Source organism: Prosthecobacter fusiformis (assembly GCF_004364345.1).
In the GTDB taxonomy this organism is placed as follows: domain Bacteria; phylum Verrucomicrobiota; class Verrucomicrobiia; order Verrucomicrobiales; family Verrucomicrobiaceae; genus Prosthecobacter; species Prosthecobacter fusiformis.
Map to the genome: position 1 here is coordinate 156,240 of NZ_SOCA01000008.1, position 22,709 is coordinate 178,948.

Here is a 22,709-nt window from a genome sequence, read left to right on the forward strand (position 1 = left end):
CAGGTCCACCCAAGGTTAGAGCGGCACCACCGTGATTTCCTTGTCATCCACGCGCTCGGCTTCGGTACCCCGGGCCATTGCGTGGGTGCCGACGGGCATCAAAAATCCGCGATCATCCATCTCGATCCCTGGCAGTATCACCGGCCCTGGATTCTGCGGGGTAAGGATGGAGATCTCCAGCCCTTCAGCCACGGTCTTCACTGCATAGCCTGGGAGCAGACGCCCATAGGTATTTGGAATGATGCCCATTTGCAGGCCACGTTCATCATCCGGCATTTGCGGATTCGGTACACAGGTGGCGATAAGCGCCCCCGTTTGCGAATGAAGCAGGCCACGGTAGATCGTGATGTCCTCAGAGACGGGATACTGGGCATCCGCCCAAAGCATCGCGTATTTACCCAGGCGGGTCCATTCGGATACACCGGCCAGCTTTTCATGCAGGCTGGCATCCCCCACGGCCACCACGCTTTGCTCCGCACAGCCGATGACCGAAGCCGCCTCCGTGACCACGCGCACCCGGCCCTTCATTTCTGCAAAGGCCACCAGCGTCTGGTGGATCACACTACTCACCGGGGCCAGACAGAGTAAAGTCTCCCCCTGGCGCACCCACTCCGTTTCCATCAGGCGCAGCGCATTGCCGATGATCTGCTGCTTATCGCCGTTGTCGGTGGATTCGAACTCCTTGCGCGTCATCAGCGCCTCCGCGCTCAGTGCCAGCATCTGCGCACGCACCGCCTCAGGAGTCGCCTGCTTAGCAGGGATCGGATGGCCGAAATACACCTTGATGGGGTAGCGAAGGCTCTTCGGCCACTTCTTGAAAAACAGACCTCCTTCAAAGGAAAAGATGCTCCCATAAAGACCATCCATGTACACCGGCACCACCTGGGCATCCCCCTGGCGGGCCATCAGTTCATAGCCTTTCCGCAGGTCATTCACCAGACCATGACGGGTGATCTGCCCCTCCGGGAAAAGGCACACGATGCGCCCTTCCTTCAGCGCCGCCGCCACCGTACGGATGGCATCCTTCGCCCGTGTGGGGGAGATCGGCACGGTGCCGCACAGTTTCACAAACCACGTCATCGCCGGGATGTTATAAAGCGCATCCCACATCACAAAACGCACCTGCCGGGTGCACGAAGCCCCCATGATGAAGGCATCCACATAACTCACATGGTTAGGCAGCAGCATCGTGCCGCCATCCTTCGGCACCCGCTCATGATGCACCGACTTCACTTTATAAATGCTGCGCACGATGGCCAGCGCGATGAAGCGCAGCAGGTAATGCGGCAGCAGTTGTACGATATAAACCGTGGCCACCAGCATCAGCACACCCAGCAGCCAAAACTGCCACTGGAAACTGAATCCCATGGCCTTCAGCGCCACCAAAGTCGCCACGCCTAGCACGCCAGCCACACTATCCAGCAGGTTCATGGAGGCGAGAACACGGCCACGTTTTTCCGCATCCGCCGTGTCCTGGATAAAGGTCTGAATAGGCACCATGTAACAGCCACCCATGAAACCCACCAGCGCCAGCGCCCAGTCAAACCGCACCGTCCCGACCGGTGTCAGACCCGCATAAAACAGTGCCCCCGCCAGCCCCAAAGCCCCAAGAGGGATCATGCCCAGTTGCAGGGAGCGACGGTTCACCCAGGAGATAAAAAGGCTCCCCACCACCGTGCCCACGCCCACCATCAAAGTCATCTTCGAAGAAGCCGTGGCCGCCCCGCCCACCATCTGGTCTGGATATAAAGCCAGCCCGATGTCCACAAACATGGCCGCGGCCATGCTGGCCACGAACCAGTAAGTGGAGTTGCCCAAAAAAGCGCGCCGCATCGGCGGATACGAGAGGCTTTCCTTGAGATGGGTAAAATGCTCCCACCACAGCGCATGGCGATATTTCACCGCCGGGTGGGCCGGAGTGCGCTGGATGTAAAAACCCGCCACCATCGCCACCACTGCCACACCAAACAGCCACCAGATGGGCTCTGCTGCCGCCATCCAGGGATTTCCATGCTCGTTATACAGCTTATCAAACCACGCACCGCCCACGCCAAGACCGGCCAGGATACCGATCATGGTCACCATTTGCAGCCAACCCACGGTGAAACCCAGGCGACGGGAACCCACCACTTCCTTGAGGATGCCCATCTTCCCCGGACTGTAAAAAGTGGACTGGACCGCCAGCAGGAAAAACGCGCCCAGTGCGAGGATGATGCTCAGCTCACCCAGGGCCAGATGGAAACACAGCCCCGCCAGCAGCAGGATGTGCGACTGAGCAACAAGCATCGCCAAAATGACTGCCCTCTTCGAATACCGGTCCGCGAAATAGCCCGACAGAGGCCCAAAGAGAATAAACGGCAGCAGGATCATCGCCCCCAGCCACACGCCGATGTTTTCCCCCAGCGCCCCGCTCACCACCTTCGGGGCCAGCCCCACCAGCATCATCTTCAGTAGATTGTCATTGAAGGCATTCAGCAGTGTCGCCCCCAGCACCAGGGCAATTGAAACCCAGGCCCGGCCGGGCAGAGACTTCATCTTGTCTAGAGTATCAGGATCTGGGGCAGTGGGGGCAGGCATGTGTAAGGAGGGCAAATTGACAGCCCATGCGTAAAAGTCGCCATAAAAAGATCATCCTCAGGGGAAAGATCTGGCACAAACCGCCGGAATGCACCACCCACGCCTGCCTACTCCACCTTGACTTTCAGATCATCCAGCCAAAAGGCCACCTTCTCCTTGGCTGAGCTGACGAAACCAAGCCAGGCCAGCTCATTCCACTCGGCATCGCAGGGCAGGTTGGCAAATTCCTGCACAGGCTGGCCGGGCAGGGTCACTTTGAGCGTCCATTGACCCTTGTTTTCCGCACCCAGAGTGGCGGTCATTTCGATCTTCGCCCAGGTATCCGGCGGCAGGGCCAGCTTGGTTTTGCTGCGTTTTTCGAGGATGTATCCGCTGTCAAATGCCACGCTGGGCCCGGTTTGATAAGCGCTGCCCGGTCCACGGCATTCGACAAAGAATTTGCTGCCCTTTTCCGTTCGCACTTGGAAGGCGACGGTGACCTTGCCACTTTGATAACCCGGCTTCAGCACCAGATGCGGATCCCAGGAGGGGTCCAGCCCCGGTGCATCTGTGATTTTTAGGCTGCGCTTCCCACTCGCCGCCTGATCATCCACCACATAGACGCTGTCCCCTTTATTCTGCCAATGGATCTCCTGACGCGGCAGGATGGGGAAACTGAGGCCCATGTGCTCAAAGGTTTCATCCACCTCATAAGCTGGCATCGGCCAGGGTTTCGACTTTTCCCAAAAATCAGGAAAGGACAGCGCCGTCGCCAGCTTGCGCCAGTCGCCATCCCCCAGCACACCTGCCTTATTCGCATCCCCAGGAATGAATCCCATCTTCAAAGCCGGACTTTCTTTCTTGAGGCGGAAATTCCGCTTCGCCGCATCCACGAACAAAGGATCGGCCACGATGCTGCCCTCGTCGTGTCCCTTTGCCTGCCAACCGGCCAGGTCTGTGTCGTGAAACATCACCGGTAGGCCAGCGCTGTTCCAATAGACATTGTTGCGCATCTCATAGGTGCCCGGCCCCCAGTTGTAGTTGCTGCCATCCAGCAGCTTCTCCCCCTCATAGATCACCACATTGTTTTCATAAGCAAAGGAGGCATGTGTCTCCGGGCGGGAGCGTTGGATCTGCGCCTTGCGTCCATAGGCGAAGACATTGTGGCTCACCTGGTTCCATTTCCCGTAGTGCTGGTGAAAGGTGGATTCACTCGTGTCATGCACTACATTGTGCATCATCGTCACGCCCGTGCTGCCCTCATCCGTATAGAGGCCCCAGCCGCCATAACGATAGCTACCCACATCATGCACATGATTGTGGCTCACCGTCGTCCCCTCACTGCGGCCCAGGCCGTAAAATCCGCCCATGTCACTCAGCACACCCCAACCCAGGTGATGGATATGATTGAAATCCAGCCGGTTCCTTTTAGCCGGGCTGTGTTTGTATCCCCACACCCAGCCCGCACTGATGCCAGTATAATAAAGGTCGCCAATGTCACAGTGTGTGACCTCGCAGTCCGCCGCATGAGCCAGGAAAATCCCGCAGGCACTCGGGAATAGCCTTCCCCCGCCATGAATGATGCAATCATCCACCACAATGTGATGCGTCAGGGTTGCATCGTCCGGCATCTTCGTATCCCCGATCCGCACGCCACCGCTGCCCAGGTCATGCAGGTAGCTGTGTGTCACGCTGCTAAGGGCGCAGGCGGTGCGGAACCACAGAGCATAATTGCTGATGTGTTTGAATTCACAATCGTGAAACCGGATGTGCTGGCTGCGATCCACCTCAATGGCCGCCCCCGTGCCTGCCGCCGCCTGCCGGTCGTGGTGCCCCGCCGGACCATACTGGAACTGGGTATGAGCAAAGGTGATGCCCTCAAAACTCACATGCTGCACACCGTCCATCAGCAGCAGTTTCTCCGTCACTGGCACCACCACTTCCACCTTCGTCATGTCCTCGCCCGGGAGCGGCTTATACAGCAGATCACCGTCTCGAGTTAAAAACCACTCGCCTGGAGCATCCAGGGCTGCCCGGAAATTTTCCACATACCAGCGCTGATCCGGCTCAAACTGCACAAACGGATAAAGCGCCGTACCGACGATGCGGATGCCATTCGCCGCATCGTTCATTTCCTGGATCCGGCACTGGCCCACCGTCCATGTCTGCATGACTGTCAGCAGCACATCTGCACGTTCATCCGCCGTCAGCGCTTTCAAAAGGGCATAGTCCGCAGGTCGCGCCACGAAGGCCTCATGACTCGGCTTTTTCAGGTCTTTAAACATGTCGGTGGAAGCCTGTGACTTCGCATTGAAATAACCGCCCACCGCCCCCGGCCGGTTGTCCATCGCGTTCGGTGTCCGGGCACGGACTGCACGCCGGCCATTGATCCACATCTGCTCAAACTTACCTTCCACCTTCGCCTGCCACAGCCCATCTTTCGCCTCTTTCCAACCCGCGACTTTCTTACCGCCCGTGAAGGTCACCTTCGCGTCCTTGGCCGCCTGATAGATCGTCGGCCCCATCTCCAAACCGCTGTCCGCAGCCTCCAGTTTCAGAGGCTCAGCCAGGAAAAACTCACCGCTGGAAAACTCCACCCGCACTGTTCCTTTCTCCCCGCCCGCGCGCAATTCGCGCACCTTTTGCACAGCCTCAAGCGGAGTCTTTACCGCTTCCGAGGACCCGACAGAAATCACCACCTCCGCCAGGGCCGGAGAAACAGACAAAAGAAAAGCGAGAGCAGAAACAAAGCGCATCCTGGCGTGTAGCGCGGAGCAGCGAATGGCGCAAGAGCACGCCGCCATAAACACGCAGCCCCCGTTGCCTCCCCCGGCATCAGCACATGATTAATCACTGGACGAGCTTCGTTTCAGGTCCTTTCTCTGGGCACAATCAACTCGCTCCACATGGATCTTTGGCTTAACTGCATCAGCAAACGCTTTCCCCGAATCAAGGTCCTGGAGGATGTCACTGCCGAGATCAGCGCCGGAACAACCGTCGCCCTGCTCGGCTCCAATGGCGCGGGTAAAACCACCCTGCTGCGCTGCCTGGCCACCCTCTCCAGCCCGGACTCTGGCGATATCCGCATGGATGGTGAAATCCTCAAACGAGGCCGCATTGACCTGCGCCAGCGACTCATGTTTCTGCCCGATTTCCCGGACCTCTTCAGCCATACGGATCCGCTGGAAGTCATCGCCATGCATTTGAAACTTTGGAAAGCCGACCGCCCCGGCATTGAGCAGCGTGTTGCCGACCTGATGGACCAGTTGCAAATCGCCTCCCTCTGCGGGGTTCCCGTGCATACCTTCTCACGCGGGCAGCGCTATAAAACGGCCCTGGCCGCACTGGCCACCGTAGATCCTGAGTTGTGGCTGCTGGATGAGCCCTTCGCCTCCGGCATGGATCCCCAGGGCATCGCCACGTTCCGCCAGGAAGGGGATGACGCTGTCAAAAAACGCGCACGCATCCTCATCTACAGCACCCAGATGGTGGATCTGGCCTGTGGTTTTTCGGATAAAATCGCCGTCATCAGCCGGGGCCGCCTAACTATGTATGATACCGAGAATGACCTCCAGCGTGATCCGCGCAGGCTCGATGCGCTTCTGATCGCCCCACGCTCATGAATCCGCTCTGGGACAAAGCCACCGTCAGGAGCCTGGCCCGTGCCGTGCGTCAGACCAGCCCGGATGACTGGAAGGCCAGCCGGACACGCTCCACCAGGGGCTGGTTCAGCCGGAAAGCCTGGGGCGAGCGGTTCTGGGCCGTCACGTCATTGATCCTCATCGGTGTTTTCATGTGTGTGGACACGCTCCTGGACAAACCGCAGATGATGGCCCTGCCCGCCGCCTGCGGCTTGATCGCGCTAAATTTCCTGGGACTGGGCCTCATCGCCGCCCAGCGGATTTTCAGTCACGACGTACCCGATGTACAACCTTTGGTGAATACCCCCGCCCAGGGCAGGCAGGTGTATGTCTATGTGCTTTTCCTCATTCAAAAACGGGCCTGGATCAAATGCCTGTCTCTCATCATCATCGGCAGTACGCCCATGCTGCTCATGCGTGTGATTGTCACAGACACGCTCACCTGGGAAACTGCAGCCCAGGCCATCGCCGGTGGTACTCTCATCGTCGGCTCTTCGCTTGCTTTCGGGGTGCTTCTCCTGATGCTGCCATCCCCGCTGGACCGCATTTTCCGGGTATTCTTCGGCGCATTCATGCTCCTCTTGTCCTGGCAGTTCTTGAGGCTCTTTATTCGCCCGCTTTCATCACCCGTATTCATCGGGGAAAACGCTCAGTTTTTGCCCCAGGCACAGATCGTCCAGTGGGTCCTGGGAGGGGCCTTTCCCACAGGGCCTGTGCTAGGCTGTGCCGGTGCCCTGCTTTTGGCCGTCTTTTTCATCACTCATCATCTGCGGGACCGCGGTCACGCCTTTGCCGATGAGGCCCCCGCGGATGGTCTAGAGTGGCGGGCGGAAACCTACGCTGCCCAGGCCATCAGACAATGGCACCACGGCATCCATGATTCCGCTTACAAGGATGAAGAATCGACCGAGATAGGTGACGAGACCGGCCACTTTCCAGAGGACGAGTCCGTCCCACTGCTGGTCCATCCGGACGCACCTCGGGAACACGCCACCCCCGTCTCAGAAGAATTCCGCACAGCCATCGCCACCCGCTGCCGCGAAATCCTGCAAACAAACGGACCCGGCTGCCCCCTGGAAAAAAGCCTCTGGCCCCTCGCTCCCGAGTCCACGCAGATGAAAACCGCCTGGAAGATGGCTTTATATACGGGCATCTCAGTCCCCTTGCTAGCTGAGGCCACCGCCTGGCTGCCCGACATGTGGCGGGAACAACATGGCATATGGTTCATCCTCGCCGCATTCCTCCTTCTTGTCATCAATCTGGGCTTCACACGGATGGCTCTCCCGTACAGCGTTCCGCTGACGCTCAGCCAGTGGGTGCGTCTGCCGGTGGACCCGGCAATCCATGCCCGGCATTTCTTTGCATGCCAGCGACGCCATTTGCTCCAGCGCTTCCTCCTTCTCCTGATGATTGTCGCCGTCATCGCCACGACCAGCCTGCTGTGGATCGGCCTCCGTTCCATCGTGGGCATCACCACCCAGGGGCCGCTCACTCTCGCCAGCTTCATCCATGGAGAGCTTTCGCTCGTCACCCTCACGTTCATGCTCTTCGTGGGGGCTCTCGCCATCCGCTACGTGGAGACCATGAAGTTTTTCAGAGTCTTCTTCACCTTCATCGAATGGCGCGGCTTTTGGAAAAGAATCTCCCTTTTCTATGGTTTCATGCTGCTCATTTCCGCTGCCGCGCTTTTGAGTGCGACGGGCATCGCCATCTTCCTCTCCGCCACCGAGATCAGTCAAGGCCGCCATTGGATCACCCTCCCCGCCTGCCTCCTCATGAGTGAGGCCGTTCATCAGCTCAATGTCTGGCTCGCCCTCCAAGCCGCCCGCCGGGGCCGGGGCGACTGGAACGGTGACGCCCCCTGACGGCAAAAAGCGTCGCATCCCCAGGAAACAAAACAGGTCTCCCTCCCGTATTAAACAGGCCCCATGCCTCCTCCGCACGATCCCCTTCTCCAGGCCACCCGCCGCCATTTCTTCAGCCAGTGTGGCATGGGGATAGGCAGCGTCGCGCTCGCCTCCATGATGGCGGAACGTGGCCTGCAAGCAGCCAGTGCCGCTGCCCAGCCAGGGCCGGGCGTGCCCGCGCGTGGCAATCATCCAGCCAAGGCCAAAAACGTCATCTTCCTTTTCATGGCGGGTGGTCCTTCGCAGTTGGAGCTGTTCGATTACAAACCGGTCCTGCAAAAGCTCAATGGCCAGCCCATTCCACAGAGCTACATCGAGGGAAAACGTTTCGCCTTCATGGGCAGCAGCCATGGAGTGAAACTTCTCGGCACGCGCAAGGAATTCAAGCAGCGCGGCCAGTGCGGCACCTGGGTCAGCGAAATGCTACCCTATACCGCAGGCATCGTGGATGACATCAGCGTCGTCACCACCTGCCAGACCACCCTATTTAACCACGCCCCGGCCAAGCTTTTCATGAATACCGGCAGCGGCCAGTTTGGTCGCCCCAGCATGGGCTCCTGGCTTACCTACGGCATCGGCAGCGAGTCCAGCGACCTGCCTGGATTCGTCGTTCTCCAAAGCGGCCCGCGTGGCCCCCGGGGTGGCGCGGTGAACTGGAGCAGCGGCTTTCTCCCCACCACCTATCAGGGCGTGCCCCTCCGCAGCCAGGGGGAGCCTATCCTCAACCTCACCACGCCTGCCAGCGTGGATGCACGCAGTCAGCGTCGCGTCATTGACGCCGTGCGTGACATGAACATGAAGCGCCTCGTCACCACGGGTGATGACGAAATCCAGACCCGCATCAATGCCTACGAAATGGCTTATCGCATGCAGTCCAGCGCCCCAGAACTCATCGACATCCAGGGCGAATCCAAAGCCACCCTGGATCTATACGGAGTGGACCCCACCCAGCCATCCTTCGCTCGCAACTGTTTGTTAGCCCGTCGCCTCGTCGAGCGCGGCGTCCGCTTTGTGCAGCTTTATCACACCAATTGGGACAGCCACGGCGGCAAAGGGGAAACCTTGGAGGATGACTTTCCAAAAGTCGTCCATGATGTGGATCAAGGCTGCGCCGCCCTCATTCGCGATCTCAAATCACGCGGTCTGCTGGAGGAAACTCTCGTCATCTGGGGTGGCGAATTTGGCCGCACGCCCATGGGTGAAAATCGTGAAAAAACCGGGCGCAACCATCACATTGATGCCTTCACCATGTGGTTTGCCGGTGGCGGCATCAAACCCGGCCAGACCTACGGACGCACCGACGAACTCGGCTTCGATGGCGTGGAGCAGAAAGCCCACGTCCACGATATCCATGCCACTCTCCTGCATCTCATGGGCCTGGATCATGAAAAGCTGACCTTCAAATTTCAGGGTCGTGACTTCCGCCTCACCGACGTGCATGGCGAGATCCTCCAAGGTCTGCTGGCTTAGTATCGTATTCATCACTTCCCTGTCCCGCGACTCCGGCGATCGAGTGATGGGTTTCCGGAATGGCGAAAACGGAGCATCACACATCATTACAATGACGTGAGCATGACGGACCTTTAGGGAAGCATCACTCGGAGAGTGATGAGTACTGTACTCTTGGCGTGGTTGGTAAGCCGTGCCACAATGAAACAACTTCATGCGCTACACTCCCCTTCCTGCCGAGCTCTTTGCCACCAACCGTCAGCGCCTCAGCGCCCTCCTCCCGCCCGGTTCACTGGCCATCCTGCACGCGAATGATGTGCTGCCCACCAATGCAGACGGCAGCATGGGCTTCGTCCAAAACAGTGATCTCTATTATCTCAGCGGTGTCGATCAGGAAGAAACCATCCTCGTCCTTTTCCCTCACGCCCCCGACCCCAAAATGCGTGAAATGCTTTTTGTTCGGGAAACCAATGAGTATATCGCCCTCTGGGAAGGTGAAAAGCTGACCAAAGACGCCGCCACCGCCCGCTCCGGCATCACCCGCGTGCACTGGCTGCAGGAGTTTGAGACCCTTTTCCGCCAGATCATGTGCCAGGCGCAGCAGGTCTTCCTGAATTCCAATGAACACGCCCGCGCCAGCATCACGGTGGAGACTCGGGAAAACCGTTTCACCCACCGCTGCCAGCGCGAATATCCCCTGCATGAATACCGCCGCCTGGCCCCGCTCATGCACGGCCTGCGCTGCATCAAGCAGACGGCTGAGGTAACGGCCATCAAAGAGGCCATCCGCATCACCGAGGCAGGCTTCCGTCGAATCCTAAAGTTTGTTAAACCCGGCGTGCAGGAATTTGAAATCGAGGCCGAGTTCGCCCACGAATTTATCCGCCAACGTGCCCGTGGCTTCGCCTACACGCCCATTATCGCCAGCGGTGCCAGCGCCTGCGTGCTCCATTACATCACCAACCACGGCCAATGCAAACCTGGGGATCTGTTGCTGCTGGACGTCGCCGCCAACTATGCCAATTACAACGCTGACCTCACCCGCACCATCCCCGTCAGCGGTCATTACTCCGCCCGCCAGTGCCAAGTCTATTCTGCCGTCCTCCGCATTTTTCGTGAGGCCTGCCAGATGCTCCGCCCCGGCATTTTCATCCGGGATTATCAGGAGGAAATTGGCAGGCTCATGACCTCCGAGCTCATCGGCCTCGGCCTGCTGGACCGGGATGCCGTGGAAAAACAGGACCCTGACCGCCCCCTCTATAAAAAATACTTCCCCCACGGCACCAGTCATCTCCTCGGCATTGACGTCCACGACGTCGGCCACACCTGGCAGCCCATCCAGGCTGGCATGGTCTTCACCGTCGAGCCAGGCATCTACATCCGTGAAGAAGGCATCGGCATCCGCCTGGAAAACAACCTCCTCATTGGCGAATACCAAAACACCGACCTCATGGCCACCATCCCCATCGAAGCCGAAGAGATCGAAGACCTCATGGCCTGAGAGTGTGCTGTGGGAGCGGCACGCTCCCACTCCTTGCTCCTCCGAAACAAAAATCCCGGCCAGCGTAGCACGCCGAGCCGGGATAAAAGGGTGTCTAAACGACCCTCAACGCTCAATTAGCGGCGCTGATAGTACTGCTGATACACGTTGTCGTTCAGCTTCAGCTTGGCGCGAAGGGAGTCCAGAGCAGGACCGTCAGCTTCGATCTGGAAGTTCACGAAGTAACCGCTCTCCACGTGGCGTGGGTTGTAGGGGAACTTGCGTTTGCCGATCTGGTCGATCTGCTCGAGCTTTGCACCGGACTTCTCCATGTCACGGCCGATGCCGCTGACGAGTTGTTCGACGGTCTCTTCTTTGCCCTTCATGTCGAGGACGATCATGGCTTCGTATTTGCGCTTCATCTGTGTGTATTCTTGTTGAGGTTTAAGCTTGTTCTTCTTTGCGGTTGAAATGGTTCATCGCGGTCTCCAGCCCCGACTGGCAGGCCAGGCGGACGGCATCTGTAGCACGCTGGATCATGATGGCGAGTTCTGTACGCTCGTCTTCACGAAATTTTCCCAGCACATGCCCCACCAGCCGTTCACCTGCGGGACGGCCCGAAGGGGTTGAAATGCCTAACTTTAAACGCGGAAATGCATCCGTGCCCAGGGAGCGGATCATTGACTTCAGCCCGTTATGGCCGCCGGCGGATCCAGCCAGGCGCATTCTCATGCGGCCCAGCGGCAGGTCCACGTCATCATAGATCACCAAAAATTCCTGCACGGGCGTTTTGTAAAACTGGCTGACTGCCTGCACGCTGCGCCCGCTGTCATTCATGAATGTCGTTGGCTTCAGCAGAATGGCTCCAGGGATCTTCGCCACCCAGCCGTGCCAGCGTTTCTCCTCCGTGAAGGAAACTCCTGAAAGCCGCGCCAGCTCGTCTGCCACCATAAATCCGATGTTGTGACGGGTGTCGCGGTATTCGAGTCCAGGATTGCCGAGTCCGATGATGAGCCTGGGTTTCAGGCCGCCAACGGCTCGGGGAGTTGTTTCATCACCGGGCACCGGAGGCGGCTGGAGTCAGACTCCGGAAAAGGGTTACTTCTTGGCGGCTGGCTTGGCAGCAGCAGCGCCCTTGGCACCTTTAGCAGCAGGAGCTGCAGCGGCTGGCACTTCTTCCACCACTTTCGGCTCTTCACACATGATCAGCACGACTTCGTCAGCCAGCTTCGCACGCACGCCTTCAGGCAGCTTGAGGTCACCCACGTGGATGCCTTTACCAGTCTGGAGGTCAGAGATGTCCACTTCCAGAGCTTCAGGAAGGTCCTTCGGCAGGCAGCGCACTTCCAGGGTGTGGTGGATGGCTTCGATCAGACCACCGGCCTTGGCGCCCGGGGATTCGCCAACCATCGTCAGAGGCACTTCGGCATGAATTTCTTCGTCCATGGCCACGGCGTGAAAGTCCACGTGGAGGATACCGCCACGAAGGTGGTCGTGCTGCACTTCCTGGACCAGGGCCAACTGCTCACCGGATTCAATCTTCAGGCTGACGAGGATGTTGTCAGAAGCGCTGCTTTCCAGAAGCTTCGTGAAGACTTTGGTATTCACCTGCACGTTCAAAGGAGCGGTCTTGCGGCCATAAACCACAGCAGGGATGGAACCAGCCTTACGCAGGCGGTTGACGGCAGCAGTGCCTTCACTGGTGCGGGGCTGGGTGATGATATCGAGGATTTTGGCCATGTCCGTAAGGTTCTTTTGAACAGTGTGTTAGAGGAGAAAAGGGCCGCGAGGATACACGGCGGTTATCAGATGTCAAAGAGAGATGTCACAGACTCGTTGTCGTGAATGCGGCGGATAGCCTGCGCCAGCAGCGGTGCGATGTCCAGCGTCGTCACTTTATCCCCCTGGGCCTGAGGCGTGGAATTCGTCGAAAACAGCTCCAAAATCGGCGATTTGGAAATCCGGCTGTGGCCCTTTTCCCCCAGCACGGCGTGGGAGACACCCGCGTAAATCGCCTTGGCTCCATGTTTCAAAAGCAGCTCAGCCGCAGCCGTGAGTGTACCAGCCGTCTCGGTGAGGTCATCCACCAAAAGCACGTTTTTACCATTCACATCGCCGATCACATTCAGCGCTTCCACTTCTTCCGCGCTTACGCGATTTTTCGCCACAATCGCCATCGGTGCCTTCAGCGCCTTGGCATAGGCATGGGTCATCTTGATGCCGCCCACGTCTGGAGAGACCACCACCAGATCCTCGATCTGGCGTTCCTTGATGGCCTTCATCAGCACCGGCCCCGCGTAAAGATGATCCACCGGGATATCGAAGAAGCCCTGGATCTGACCTGCGTGCAAATCCACCGTCAGCACCCGGTTTACCCCGCTGGCCACCAGCAAGTTGGCCACCAGCTTCGCCGTAATGGGCACACGCGGGCGGTCTTTGCGGTCCTGCCGCGCATAACCAAAGAAAGGCAGCACCGCCGTGATGCGGTGGGCACTGGCACGGCGCACCGCATCCACCATGATCAACAGTTCCATCAGGTTCTGGTTCGTCGGCGGGCAGGTGGGTTGGACAATGAAGAGATCGCTGCCGCGAATGTTCTCATGGATCTGCACAAACGTCTCCCCGTCAGGAAAGGTCGTCAGCGTGGCTTTGCAAAGCGTCGTGCCCAAATTTTCACAAATCAGCCGCGCCAGTTCTGGATGGGCCGATCCACTTAAAATCTTCAAATTGTCCGTCATCGAGCGGAACTAGACGCGCTGGCCGGGGAAATCAACTGCCGTTGCGCGAGATGACGAATGATCCACTAAAGAGATCCCCTTCCTAGCCCCTTCGCCTTGCATCCCCTTTCCTTCTTCTTAAGATGACCCCACTTCATGGCCTCCATTCTGACTGAACTCCTCATCCTCTTCGGCCTGTTGCTTCTCAACGGCGTTTTTGCCATGGCAGAGACCGCCCTCATCTCCGCCCGCCGTACCCGGTTGGAAATGATGGCTGATCAGGGCCAAAAAAGCGCGCTGAGAGCCATGGAGCTACAGGCAGACCCCGGCATCTTTCTTTCCACCGTCCAGGTGGGCATCACCCTCGTCGGCATTATTGCGGGTGCCGCCAGCGGTGCTGGGCTCGCACGGGAGCTGCAGCCCTGGGTCACCATGATCCCCTGGCTCGGCCAGTGGTCCCCCACCATCAGCATGATCATCGTCGTCTCGGTCATCACCTTCCTCAGCGTCGTGGTGGGTGAGCTGCTGCCGAAGCGCCTCGCCATCCATGCTCCAGAGCGCTGGGCCTCCGCCCTCGCCGGGCCCATGACACGCCTTTCCTCCCTCGCCTCCCCCATCGTACGCCTGCTGGATTTTTCCAGCGATGCCCTCGTGCGCCTCTTTGGAGTCAAGCCAGGCGAGGAACCGGTCATGTCGGAAGAAGAGGTCCGTGCCTCCATCATCCAGGGCCATCGTACCGGTGCCCTTAAAAGCCATGAAAAGGACATGCTGGAAAGCGTCCTGGAACTGGATGAATTGACCGCTGCTGATCTCATGACGCCGAAACCCCAGATCGTCTGGGTCAACCTCGCCGACAGTCCGGAAGATAATCGCAACCGCATGATCGATAGCGGCCACTCTTACTTCCCTGTTTATCAAGGCACCCGCGACGACGTCCAGGGCCTCATCTCCGTTAAAGAACTTTGGAAAAACAGCAGCCCCGATAGTCTGCCGGACATCCAGACCCTGCTGATCAAGCCCCTCTTCGTCCCGGAAAGCATGCCTGCCGCGCGTGTCATCGAGCAGTTTCGCAAAAACAACCGCCATCAGGCCCTCGTGATTGATGAATTCGGTGCCATCCAAGGCCTCATCACCATGAATGACATGATGGAGGCCATCGTCGGCACCGTTCCCAATGATCCCACCGCCGAGGTCCCCTCCGCTCGTCAGCTTGATGATGGCTCCTGGCTGGTGGATGGCCAGGCGGAAATGGAAGATGCCTCCAAAGCCACCGGCCTGCCCCTTCCCGCCTCCTTTGATGATGACGACTACCGTACCCTCGCCGGATTCGTCATGCACATGCTCGGCCACGTCCCGGCTGAGGGGGAGCACTTCGACTGGCAGGGCTATAAAATCGAAGTCGCCGATATGGACCGCCAGCGCATTGATAAAGTCCGCGTCAGTCCTCCCAACAAAAGCGCTCTGCCCACGCCCGCCGCTGAATAAGGTCCTGCGTTTATTAGCCAGGGCTTGACTATTCACCCCGCTTTTTTTGGGAACAGTCCTTTGTTACAGATTTGACACATTCAACGTGCTCTGCTCCATCTCAGGCATCCGCTCAACACAGCGGCCCTGACCACCCATGATCTCTCTGCAGAAGCTTTTTGGAAAAAACGACATCTTCTACGACCTGCTGGAAGCCAGCGCCGCCGAAGCCCTGCACAGCGTCCAGGCCCTGGGCAAGCTCATCACCCAGCCAGCCTCCGCCCAAAGCCTGGATGAACTCATCCTCACCCGCCGGAAAGACAAAAAAATCACCGAGCAGATCAATGAGGAGCTCTGCCGCACCTTCGTCACCGAACTGGAGCGTGAAGACATTGAGGCCCTTTCCAACGTCCTCTACAAGATCCCCAAGACCGTCGAAAAAATCGCCGAGCGCGTCATGATCACCGGCGGTCGCCTGCAGGATGTGGATTTTAGCCGCCACCTTTCCATGATGGAGGAGGCCACCACCACCGTCCTCACCATTGTCAAAGAACTGCGCAAAAGGCTCCACCTGGAGCGTGTCAAGGACCTCAATGCCAAGCTTCAGCACATCGAAGGCGAGGCGGATAAACTCATGATGGAACTCCTCAAGGATCTCTACGCCGGCCAGCGAGACGCCATCCAGACCATCATGCTCAAGGATCTCTATGAGCTCATGGAAAAGGTCTATGACCGCTGCCGCGATGCCGGCAACGTGGTCTCCCTTGTCGTGCTGAAGTATTCCTGATTTTCCCGCGCATGACTTCCGCCCTCATCCTGCTCCTCGTGGTGCTGCTGGTGGTGCTCGCCTTTGAATACATCAACGGCTTTCACGACACCGCCAACGCCATCGCCACCGTGGTCTCCACCAAGGTGCTCACCCCGCGCCAAGCACTCCTCCTCGCTGCTTCCGCCAATCTTCTCGGAGCCCTGTGGGGAGACGCCGTTGCCAAGACCATCGGGAGCGGACTGGTGGACACCCATTTCGTCACCACCATGACCATCCTCTGCGCCATGCTCGGGGGCATCATTTGGAATTTGCTCACCTGGTATTTCGGCCTCCCTAGCAGCAGCAGTCACGCGCTCATCGGGGGCCTTTGTGGTGCCTCCCTCGCCTCGGCGGATGGGAACTGGAACGTGCTCATTTGGTCCAAAGAAAAGGTCAATCCGGAAACTGGTGCCGTCACCTTTGATGGCATCTGGCACAAGGTCGTCATTCCCATGATCACCTCCCCCATTCTCGGGTTTGTCATCGGCTTCATCGTCATGGGATTCCTCTTTTGGCTCATCCGCAACTGGCGGCCCCACACCATCAATACCGTGTTCGGGAAATTGCAGATCGTCTCGGCAGCGTACATGGGATTCGGCCACGGGTTTGCCGATGCTCAGAAAACCATGGGTATCATCGCCCTCACCCTTTTCACCGCGACCAAAGCCGGTACGCTGGAGGATGCCCCTGCATTCCTGAGCTTCCTGAATACACCCGAGTTCGAAGTGGCTACCTGGATCAAGGTCGTCTGTGCCGTCGTCATGGCTGCGGGCACCTGGGCGGGCGGCTGGCGCATCATCAAGACCCTCGGTCATAAAATGGTCAAAATGAAACCCGTCCACGGTTTCGCCGCTGAAATGACCGGTGCCACCATCCTCGCCGTCACCGGCTCCATCGGCATGCCCGTTTCCACCACGCATACCATCACCACTTCCATCATGGGCGTCGGTGCCGCCAAGCGCTGGAACTCCATCCGCTGGTCCCTCGTGGAGCGCATCGTCTGGGCCTGGGTATTGACGATCCCCATCACCGCCCTCCTCTCCTACGCCATCTTCAAGGTCCTCGGCTAAAATTCCCACCCTTTCCCGGATTCAGGACAGCAGGGTATTCCACCGCGCGGGATGGAATACCCCAAAATCAAGAAGGCCAGTGGGCACACCCTGCCCTCCATGGCGTCTGCCGTTTGGCATCATTTTACTGGAAATTCGCCATAAAAAAGGCGGCATCTCTTTCCTCCCGGCTGCCTCATGCGTATGAGCGTTAGCCGCCATGCTCGGCATCTTCATCCTCAAATCACCTCCCATGAATACCCTCGAAGCCATCGCCTCACGCCGCGCCATCAAGCATTACGATCCTACCCACCTCATCAGCGAAGAAGAGACCCGCCAGCTCCTCCAGGCCGCCATGCAGGCCCCCACCGCCTTCAATATCCAGCATTGGCGCTTCGTCACCGTCACGGATCCTGAGTTGCGGAAACAAATCCGTGCCGTCGCCTGGGACCAGGCCCAGGTCACGGATGCTTCCCTCCTCGTCATCCTCTGCGCAGACCTCTCCGCTTGGAAAAAAGACGCCGCCCGCTACTGGAAAGACGCCCCTCAGCCCGTCCAGGACATCCTTCTCCCCGCCATTGACGGCTACTACAAAGACCGTCCCCAGGTCCAGCGGGATGAATGCATGCGCTCCACCGGCCTTGCCGGCATGACCCTCATGCTCGCCGCCAAAGCCATGGGTTACGACTCCTGCCCCATGGACGGATTTGACTTCGATGCCGTCGCCCAGCTCATCAAGCTCCCTGAAGACCACATCATCTCCTTCATGGTCGCCATCGGCAAAGGCACCCAACCCGCCTGGCAAAAACCCGGCCAGCTCAGCTACGACGAAGTCGTGATCCCAAATACCTTCTGAAGCTCTCCAAACAAAATGCAGAAGAAGCCGGAGACACAGACTCAGTCTATAAATCTTGTTAATCCTGCAATCCTGTAAATCCTGTTAAAAAAAGGTGCCCCACACCTCCGCGCACCCGCCCCCACTGAAAGCGGCTGCCCCGACACTGCCTCCGCTCCCCAGTTGCATCCCTGCCACCTCTCGCCACACTGCCTGCCCTTTTCATCGCCATGGCCTACCTCAACGAAAACTACCTCAAGCTCAAAGCCGGATACCTCTTCCCTGAAATCGCCCGCCGCGTCAAGGCCTTCACCGAGGCCAATCCCGAAGCCGCCAAGCGCCTCATCCGTTGTGGCATTGGTGACGTCACCGAGGCCCTGCCAGACGCCGCTCGCGCCGCCATGCATAAGGCCGTGGATGAACTGGGAGACCGCAACAGCTTCCGTGGTTACGGCCCGGAGCAGGGTTACGACTTCCTCCGCAACGCCATCGCTGATAACGACTACAAAGCCCGTGGCATCCATGTGGATGCCGATGAAATCTTCATCTCCGACGGCAGCAAGTGCGATACCGGCAACATCCTCGACATCTTCGGCAGCGACAACAAAATCGCCATCACCGATCCTGTTTACCCCGTCTATGTGGACACCAACGTCATGGCCGGAAACACCGGTGATGCCGATGAAAGCGGTGCCTACGCCGGCCTCCATTATCTCAAGTGCACCCCAGAAAATGGCTTCGTCCCCGAGATCCCCAGCGAGCCCGTGGACCTCGTTTACCTCTGCTATCCCAACAACCCCACCGGTGCCACCGCCACCCGCGCCCAGCTTGAAGCCTGGGTCCAGTACGCCCGCGCCAACGGGACCATCATCCTTTATGATGCCGCCTATGAAGCCTTCATCCAGGACCCTGAAGTGCCCCGCAGCATCTTCGAGATCGAAGGTGCCCGCGATTGCGCCATCGAATTCCGCAGCTTCTCCAAAAACGGCGGTTTCACCGGCGTCCGTTGCGCCATCGTCGTCATCCCGAAAGGCTTGATGGGCAAAAAGAAAGACGGCACCAAGCTCGCCATCCATCCCCTCTGGAGCCGCCGCCACAGCACCAAGTTCAACGGCGTCAGCTACATCGTCCAGCGCGGAGCCGAGGCCATCTACAGCCCCGAAGGCAAAGCCCAAGTCACCGCCCTCATCCAGCATTACATGGGCAATGCAAAGCTGCTTGTCGAAGCCTGCACCAAAGCCGGCCTCCAGGTCTTCGGCGGCGTCAATGCCCCTTATGTCTGGGTCGGCTGCCCAGCAGGCGTCACTAGCTGGCAGATGTTTGATAAAATGCTCAATGAAGCCAACGTCGTCATCACCCCCGGCAGCGGATTCGGCAGCGCTGGCGAAGGATTCTTCCGCATCAGCGCCTTCAACAGCCGTGCCAACGTCGAAGAAGTCTGCCGCCGCATCGCCATCCTGTAATCATACGGCCCGGCAGTTAGACCATCACTCAAAGTTAGGCGGGCAGACTTCGGTCTGCCCGTTTTTTTTGTCGTGAGGCAATCACTGGACCTGCCGCGCATCAATCTGCCGGATCACCCGGCACGGATTGCCAGCGGCAAACACATCCGCAGGGATGTCCCGTGTCACCACACTGCCCGCACCGATAACGCTGCGGTCTCCGATCGTCACGCCTGGGCAGATAATGGCTCCGCCGCCCACCCACACATCGGAGCCGATGGTGATGGCTTTCGCCGCCTCCAATCCTGCCCTTCTGACGTTGGCATCCATCGGATGGGTGGCCGTATAAATCTGCACTGCTGGGCCAAACAAAGTGTAGTCACCAATGGTCACCGGCATGACATCCAGCACCACACAGTTGAAGTTGAAAAAGACCTTGCTGCCCAGCGTGATGTTGCTGCCGTAGTCACAGTAAAACGGCGGCTGGATCCACGCATTCGTCGGCCCGCCAAACAACTCTTCCAGAATGCGCTGCCTCTCCTCCGTCTCCTCTTCTCGTGAATCATTCAGGCGTTTGCACAGGTCCCGGCACCGTTGCCTTTCAGCACATAGCTGTGGGTCCAGCGCATCATACAGTTCACCAGTGAGCATTTTTTCTTTTTCAGATTTCATGGGAAAGCAGGGCTGTTGGGGAGATACGCCCCTGCTTAGCCACCAGTTCATCCGGCGTCAGAATATGCCGGAAAGTCAGGCTGAAACCGGGCACTCCACCCTCTCCGCATGCTCCCGCAGATCCGGAAAAAAAGCAGCGAAGTCATCGCTGAATCCCGCATACTCCCGTTCCAAGATCACCACCGATCCGACCAAGTCCACAGGCCTGCGAAAACGCCTGCTCATGCGGACCAGAGTGTGGGAAAGATCCTGAACATCCCCGTAGGAGCACAGCCAGTTGCCTCTTTTCATCCACTCCAGCGGCTGATGCGCCTCCACCGGGATTTCCGTGCGATGAGTTTCAAAAGAGGCATACACCTCAGCGGTAAAATCCGGCAGGCTTTTCGTGGCATAGCGCTGCCACTCGCAGCTCAAAAAATGGTCATAAAACATGTCCACCAGGATGCCTCCCACGCGCCGGAACTGCGGCCCCAACCGCTGAATGCTGCGGCGGAAAACCGGATGCGCATCTGTATAGGCGTCAATGCGCCGGTGCTGCCGGATACCCCTTTGGTATTCAGGAGCCAGCCCCGTCAGTGCTGATATGGAGACCAGATCCGGCAGCAGATTACCGATGCGAAAGGCAGGCGTCGGCTCAGAGAGAAGCAGATGGGCGAGCCAGTTCATAGGGGGCGGACCATGCTCCAAAAAAGCATTTTTTCAAGAACAGGCATTTCAGTAGCGGCAGGAAAACAACGCCTGCAGCCGCCTTTGCAGATGCTTGATGAGGCAGAATACCCTCGCATCTTCCCCTTGCAGCTTTCGCGCTGAGTGCTTTGTGAATACCCGCCCAATGTCTTCCACCCTGACTCCTCTCTCTGAGATCGCTGACGTCCTGCGCTCCGCCCAGCGCATCGCCATCGCTGCCCATGTGCGGCCGGATGGGGATGCCCTCGGCTCCGTGATGGGCCTGGCCCTGAGCCTGCGCGCCATGGGCAAAGAAGTGTATGCCCTGCTGGAAGACGGCGTGCCGACGAATCTCGCCTTCCTGCCGGAGGTCGCCACCGTGCTGACACCTCCATATGCGGACTTCGAAATCGATGTCGCCGTGGCCCTGGATACCGCCACCCATGAACGTGTGGGGGAGCACACCAAAGCCGCCCTCGCCCGGGCACCGTTCCTCATTGACATTGACCATCACCCCACGAATCCCGGCTATGGCCAGATGAACCACGTGGACGGCACCGAACCCGCCGTGGGCCAGATCGTTTATAACCTCCTGCAGGCAGGCGGTTTTCCCATCACCGATGCCGTGATGCAGCATCTCTTCACAGCCATCAGCACGGATACCGGCTCCTTCCAGTATTCCAGCACCAATGCCCGCACGCATCAGATCGCAGCGGAAATGCTCACCGCCGGGCTGGATACCGCCCGGCTGGCCCAGCTCCTGTATCAGACGCATCCTGCACGCCGTCTCCTGCTCCTGCGTGCCATGCTCAATGAAATGGATATCCGGGCGGAAGGCCGCATCGCCAGCTGGCAGTTCACCCGCGCCCTCATGGATGAGGTGCAGGTGCAGCCGGGGGATACGGAGGGCCTCATTGATACCCTCCGCATGATCGATACGGTGGTCACCGCCGTCATTTTCGAAGAAATGCCCGATGGCAAAATCCGCGTCAGCGCCCGGTCCAAGGACCAGCGTCTGGATGTGTCCGCCGTATGCGGGCAGTTCGGCGGCGGCGGTCATCGCATGGCCTCCGGCGCACGCATGAAAGGCCCCATCCAGGTGGCCGCAGAAACCTTTTTGACAGCTTTAGAACATGAAGTCCGACGACTCGCTTAACGGTGTCCTTTTAGTGGACAAAGACCCTGACATGACCTCCCACGATGTGGTGGCGGTCGCCCGCCGCTGCCTCAATACCAAAAAGATCGGCCACTGCGGCACTCTGGATCCCATGGCCACCGGCATGCTTATCCTGGTCATCGGTTCCGGGACCAAGCTCCAGGACCTGCTCATGAGCGAGGACAAGGAATACATCGGCAGCCTCCGCCTCGGTGCCACCACCAGCACCCAGGACCGCGAAGGCGAGATCCTCGAAGAAAAGCCCGTCCCTGCCTTTACCGACGAGCAGATCCGTGAAGCCTTCGATGCCTACCGTGGCGATTTTTATCAGACCCCGCCCATGGTCAGCGCCATCAAGATCGACGGCGTCCCTCTTTATAAACTCGCCCGCCAGGGCCTGGAAGTGGAGCGCAAGCCACGCTTCGTCCGCGTCTATGATTATCAGCTCAACAACATAGCCGTGCCGGATGTGGACTTCCGCGTCGTCTGCACCAAAGGCTTCTACGTCCGCACCTATGCGCACGATATCGGCCAAAAGCTCGGCTGTGGTGCCCACCTCACCGCCCTGCGCCGCAGCCGCAGTGGTCACTTCAAATTTGAGCCTGGCAATCACACCACCTTCAGCGCGCTCAAAGAAGGACGCCGTGAGGAAGTCATGTCCGCCATGATGAGCCTGTACGATGTCTCCAAGCTCCGCGGAGCTTAATCCCTCAAGCAGCCGGGAAGCGAATAGCCTCCCGGCTTTTTTATGTCCTGAGACAGGCGCAGCCAAAGTACTCCAGAGCTTTAGCTCGCCCAAATCCGGCGCTTCCCCTTTGATGCGTATTTTCGTCAGCTAGCCGTAAAACAAGAAAGCCCAGGATGACC

At 58.7% G+C, this 22,709-nt stretch carries 19 protein-coding genes; 11 read left to right on the top strand and 8 right to left on the bottom strand.

The window, feature by feature from the left end; all coding sequences use genetic code 11:
• Positions 1 to 15: 15 nt before the first annotated feature.
• Both EI77_RS17960 and EI77_RS17965 read right to left on the bottom strand, forming a co-directional pair.
• Entirely contained in the window at positions 16 to 2,577 is a 2,562-nt protein-coding gene (locus EI77_RS17960) for an MFS transporter (protein ID WP_133796676.1), read from the bottom strand.
• 107 nt (positions 2,578 to 2,684) lie between these two features.
• Positions 2,685 to 5,282, bottom strand: a complete 2,598-nt coding sequence (locus tag EI77_RS17965) for a right-handed parallel beta-helix repeat-containing protein (protein ID WP_166647344.1) — start codon at positions 5,280 to 5,282, stop codon at positions 2,685 to 2,687.
• 180 nt (positions 5,283 to 5,462) lie between these two features.
• On the opposite strand from EI77_RS17965, the gene EI77_RS17970 reads away from it, so the two are divergent.
• From EI77_RS17970 to EI77_RS17985, 4 genes are all read left to right on the top strand, one after another.
• Positions 5,463 to 6,179 (top strand): ATP-binding cassette domain-containing protein, encoded by a 717-nt coding sequence (locus tag EI77_RS17970; protein WP_133796678.1) that lies wholly within the window; start codon positions 5,463 to 5,465, stop codon positions 6,177 to 6,179.
• The gene (locus EI77_RS17975) at positions 6,176 to 8,062 is read left to right on the top strand and encodes a hypothetical protein (RefSeq protein WP_133796679.1); all 1,887 of its coding nucleotides are present in this window, start codon (positions 6,176 to 6,178) and stop codon (positions 8,060 to 8,062) included. Before EI77_RS17970 ends, EI77_RS17975 begins: the two co-directional genes overlap by 4 nt.
• Positions 8,063 to 8,125: 63 nt before the next feature.
• The gene (locus EI77_RS17980) at positions 8,126 to 9,574 is read left to right on the top strand and encodes a DUF1501 domain-containing protein (protein ID WP_133796680.1); all 1,449 of its coding nucleotides are present in this window, start codon (positions 8,126 to 8,128) and stop codon (positions 9,572 to 9,574) included.
• A 193-nt stretch (positions 9,575 to 9,767) separates the two neighbouring features.
• A complete protein-coding gene (locus EI77_RS17985) occupies positions 9,768 to 11,054 on the top strand; it encodes an aminopeptidase P N-terminal domain-containing protein (protein ID WP_133796681.1) in 1,287 nt (428 codons plus the stop codon).
• A gap of 116 nt (positions 11,055 to 11,170) precedes the next feature.
• Here EI77_RS17985 and rpsF read toward each other — a convergent pair whose 3' ends face one another.
• The 4 genes from rpsF to EI77_RS18005 all read right to left on the bottom strand — a co-directional run bounded on the left by rpsF (position 11,171) and on the right by EI77_RS18005 (position 13,771).
• Entirely contained in the window at positions 11,171 to 11,455 is a 285-nt protein-coding gene (gene rpsF, locus EI77_RS17990) for a 30S ribosomal protein S6 (RefSeq protein ID WP_133796682.1), read from the bottom strand.
• Between the two features lie 22 nt (positions 11,456 to 11,477).
• Complete coding sequence (gene pth / locus EI77_RS17995) at positions 11,478 to 12,098, bottom strand: aminoacyl-tRNA hydrolase (protein WP_243838925.1); 621 nt, start codon at positions 12,096 to 12,098, stop codon at positions 11,478 to 11,480.
• Between the two features lie 33 nt (positions 12,099 to 12,131).
• The gene (locus EI77_RS18000; RefSeq protein WP_133796683.1) at positions 12,132 to 12,773 is read right to left on the bottom strand and encodes a 50S ribosomal protein L25; all 642 of its coding nucleotides are present in this window, start codon (positions 12,771 to 12,773) and stop codon (positions 12,132 to 12,134) included.
• Between the two features lie 65 nt (positions 12,774 to 12,838).
• Positions 12,839 to 13,771 (bottom strand): ribose-phosphate diphosphokinase, encoded by a 933-nt coding sequence (locus tag EI77_RS18005; protein WP_133796684.1) that lies wholly within the window; start codon positions 13,769 to 13,771, stop codon positions 12,839 to 12,841.
• Between the two features lie 135 nt (positions 13,772 to 13,906).
• On the opposite strand from EI77_RS18005, the gene EI77_RS18010 reads away from it, so the two are divergent.
• From EI77_RS18010 to EI77_RS18030, 5 genes are all read left to right on the top strand, one after another.
• Entirely contained in the window at positions 13,907 to 15,235 is a 1,329-nt protein-coding gene (locus tag EI77_RS18010) for a hemolysin family protein (protein ID WP_133796685.1), read from the top strand.
• A 136-nt stretch (positions 15,236 to 15,371) separates the two neighbouring features.
• The gene (locus EI77_RS18015) at positions 15,372 to 16,001 is read left to right on the top strand and encodes a DUF47 domain-containing protein (RefSeq protein ID WP_133796686.1); all 630 of its coding nucleotides are present in this window, start codon (positions 15,372 to 15,374) and stop codon (positions 15,999 to 16,001) included.
• A gap of 11 nt (positions 16,002 to 16,012) precedes the next feature.
• On the top strand, positions 16,013 to 17,092 hold the full coding sequence (locus EI77_RS18020; RefSeq protein ID WP_133796687.1) for an inorganic phosphate transporter: 1,080 nt from the start codon (positions 16,013 to 16,015) through the stop codon (positions 17,090 to 17,092).
• A gap of 232 nt (positions 17,093 to 17,324) precedes the next feature.
• A complete protein-coding gene (locus tag EI77_RS18025) occupies positions 17,325 to 17,927 on the top strand; it encodes a nitroreductase family protein (RefSeq protein WP_133796688.1) in 603 nt (200 codons plus the stop codon).
• A gap of 209 nt (positions 17,928 to 18,136) precedes the next feature.
• Positions 18,137 to 19,369, top strand: a complete 1,233-nt coding sequence (locus tag EI77_RS18030; protein ID WP_133796689.1) for an LL-diaminopimelate aminotransferase — start codon at positions 18,137 to 18,139, stop codon at positions 19,367 to 19,369.
• Positions 19,370 to 19,450: 81 nt separating this feature from the next.
• Here EI77_RS18030 and EI77_RS18035 read toward each other — a convergent pair whose 3' ends face one another.
• Together EI77_RS18035 and EI77_RS18040 are read right to left on the bottom strand one after the other, a co-directional pair.
• On the bottom strand, positions 19,451 to 20,020 hold the full coding sequence (locus EI77_RS18035; RefSeq protein WP_133796690.1) for a sugar O-acetyltransferase: 570 nt from the start codon (positions 20,018 to 20,020) through the stop codon (positions 19,451 to 19,453).
• Between the two features lie 75 nt (positions 20,021 to 20,095).
• Positions 20,096 to 20,686, bottom strand: a complete 591-nt coding sequence (locus EI77_RS18040; protein WP_133796691.1) for an acyl carrier protein phosphodiesterase — start codon at positions 20,684 to 20,686, stop codon at positions 20,096 to 20,098.
• Positions 20,687 to 20,852: 166 nt separating this feature from the next.
• Here EI77_RS18040 and EI77_RS18045 point away from each other — a divergent pair, with 166 nt between their 5' ends.
• Positions 20,853 to 21,842 carry a DHH family phosphoesterase gene (locus EI77_RS18045; RefSeq protein ID WP_166647345.1) on the top strand — a complete coding sequence of 330 codons (990 nt, stop codon included), beginning with the start codon at positions 20,853 to 20,855 and terminating at the stop codon, positions 21,840 to 21,842.
• Positions 21,820 to 22,548, top strand: a complete 729-nt coding sequence (gene truB / locus EI77_RS18050; RefSeq protein ID WP_133796693.1) for a tRNA pseudouridine(55) synthase TruB — start codon at positions 21,820 to 21,822, stop codon at positions 22,546 to 22,548. The genes EI77_RS18045 and truB overlap by 23 nt, the downstream gene beginning before the upstream one ends.
• Positions 22,549 to 22,709 lie beyond the last annotated feature (161 nt).

Bases quoted from the DNA above. Each gene is read 5' to 3' on its own strand.
- EI77_RS17960 (WP_133796676.1), bottom strand. From the start codon at position 2,577: ATGCCTGCCCCCACTGCCCCAGATCCTGATACTCTAGACAAGATGAAG.
- EI77_RS17970 (WP_133796678.1), top strand. From the start codon at position 5,463: ATGGATCTTTGGCTTAACTGCATCAGCAAACGCTTTCCCCGAATCAAG.
- EI77_RS17975 (WP_133796679.1), top strand. From the start codon at position 6,176: ATGAATCCGCTCTGGGACAAAGCCACCGTCAGGAGCCTGGCCCGTGCC.
- EI77_RS17980 (WP_133796680.1), top strand. From the start codon at position 8,126: ATGCCTCCTCCGCACGATCCCCTTCTCCAGGCCACCCGCCGCCATTTC.
- EI77_RS17985 (WP_133796681.1), top strand. From the start codon at position 9,768: ATGCGCTACACTCCCCTTCCTGCCGAGCTCTTTGCCACCAACCGTCAG.
- rpsF (WP_133796682.1), bottom strand. From the start codon at position 11,455: ATGAAGCGCAAATACGAAGCCATGATCGTCCTCGACATGAAGGGCAAA.
- EI77_RS18000 (WP_133796683.1), bottom strand. From the start codon at position 12,773: ATGGCCAAAATCCTCGATATCATCACCCAGCCCCGCACCAGTGAAGGC.
- EI77_RS18005 (WP_133796684.1), bottom strand. From the start codon at position 13,771: ATGACGGACAATTTGAAGATTTTAAGTGGATCGGCCCATCCAGAACTG.
- EI77_RS18010 (WP_133796685.1), top strand. From the start codon at position 13,907: ATGGCCTCCATTCTGACTGAACTCCTCATCCTCTTCGGCCTGTTGCTT.
- EI77_RS18015 (WP_133796686.1), top strand. From the start codon at position 15,372: ATGATCTCTCTGCAGAAGCTTTTTGGAAAAAACGACATCTTCTACGAC.
- EI77_RS18020 (WP_133796687.1), top strand. From the start codon at position 16,013: ATGACTTCCGCCCTCATCCTGCTCCTCGTGGTGCTGCTGGTGGTGCTC.
- EI77_RS18025 (WP_133796688.1), top strand. From the start codon at position 17,325: ATGAATACCCTCGAAGCCATCGCCTCACGCCGCGCCATCAAGCATTAC.
- EI77_RS18030 (WP_133796689.1), top strand. From the start codon at position 18,137: ATGGCCTACCTCAACGAAAACTACCTCAAGCTCAAAGCCGGATACCTC.
- EI77_RS18035 (WP_133796690.1), bottom strand. From the start codon at position 20,020: ATGAAATCTGAAAAAGAAAAAATGCTCACTGGTGAACTGTATGATGCG.
- EI77_RS18040 (WP_133796691.1), bottom strand. From the start codon at position 20,686: ATGAACTGGCTCGCCCATCTGCTTCTCTCTGAGCCGACGCCTGCCTTT.
- EI77_RS18045 (WP_166647345.1), top strand. From the start codon at position 20,853: ATGTCTTCCACCCTGACTCCTCTCTCTGAGATCGCTGACGTCCTGCGC.
- truB (WP_133796693.1), top strand. From the start codon at position 21,820: ATGAAGTCCGACGACTCGCTTAACGGTGTCCTTTTAGTGGACAAAGAC.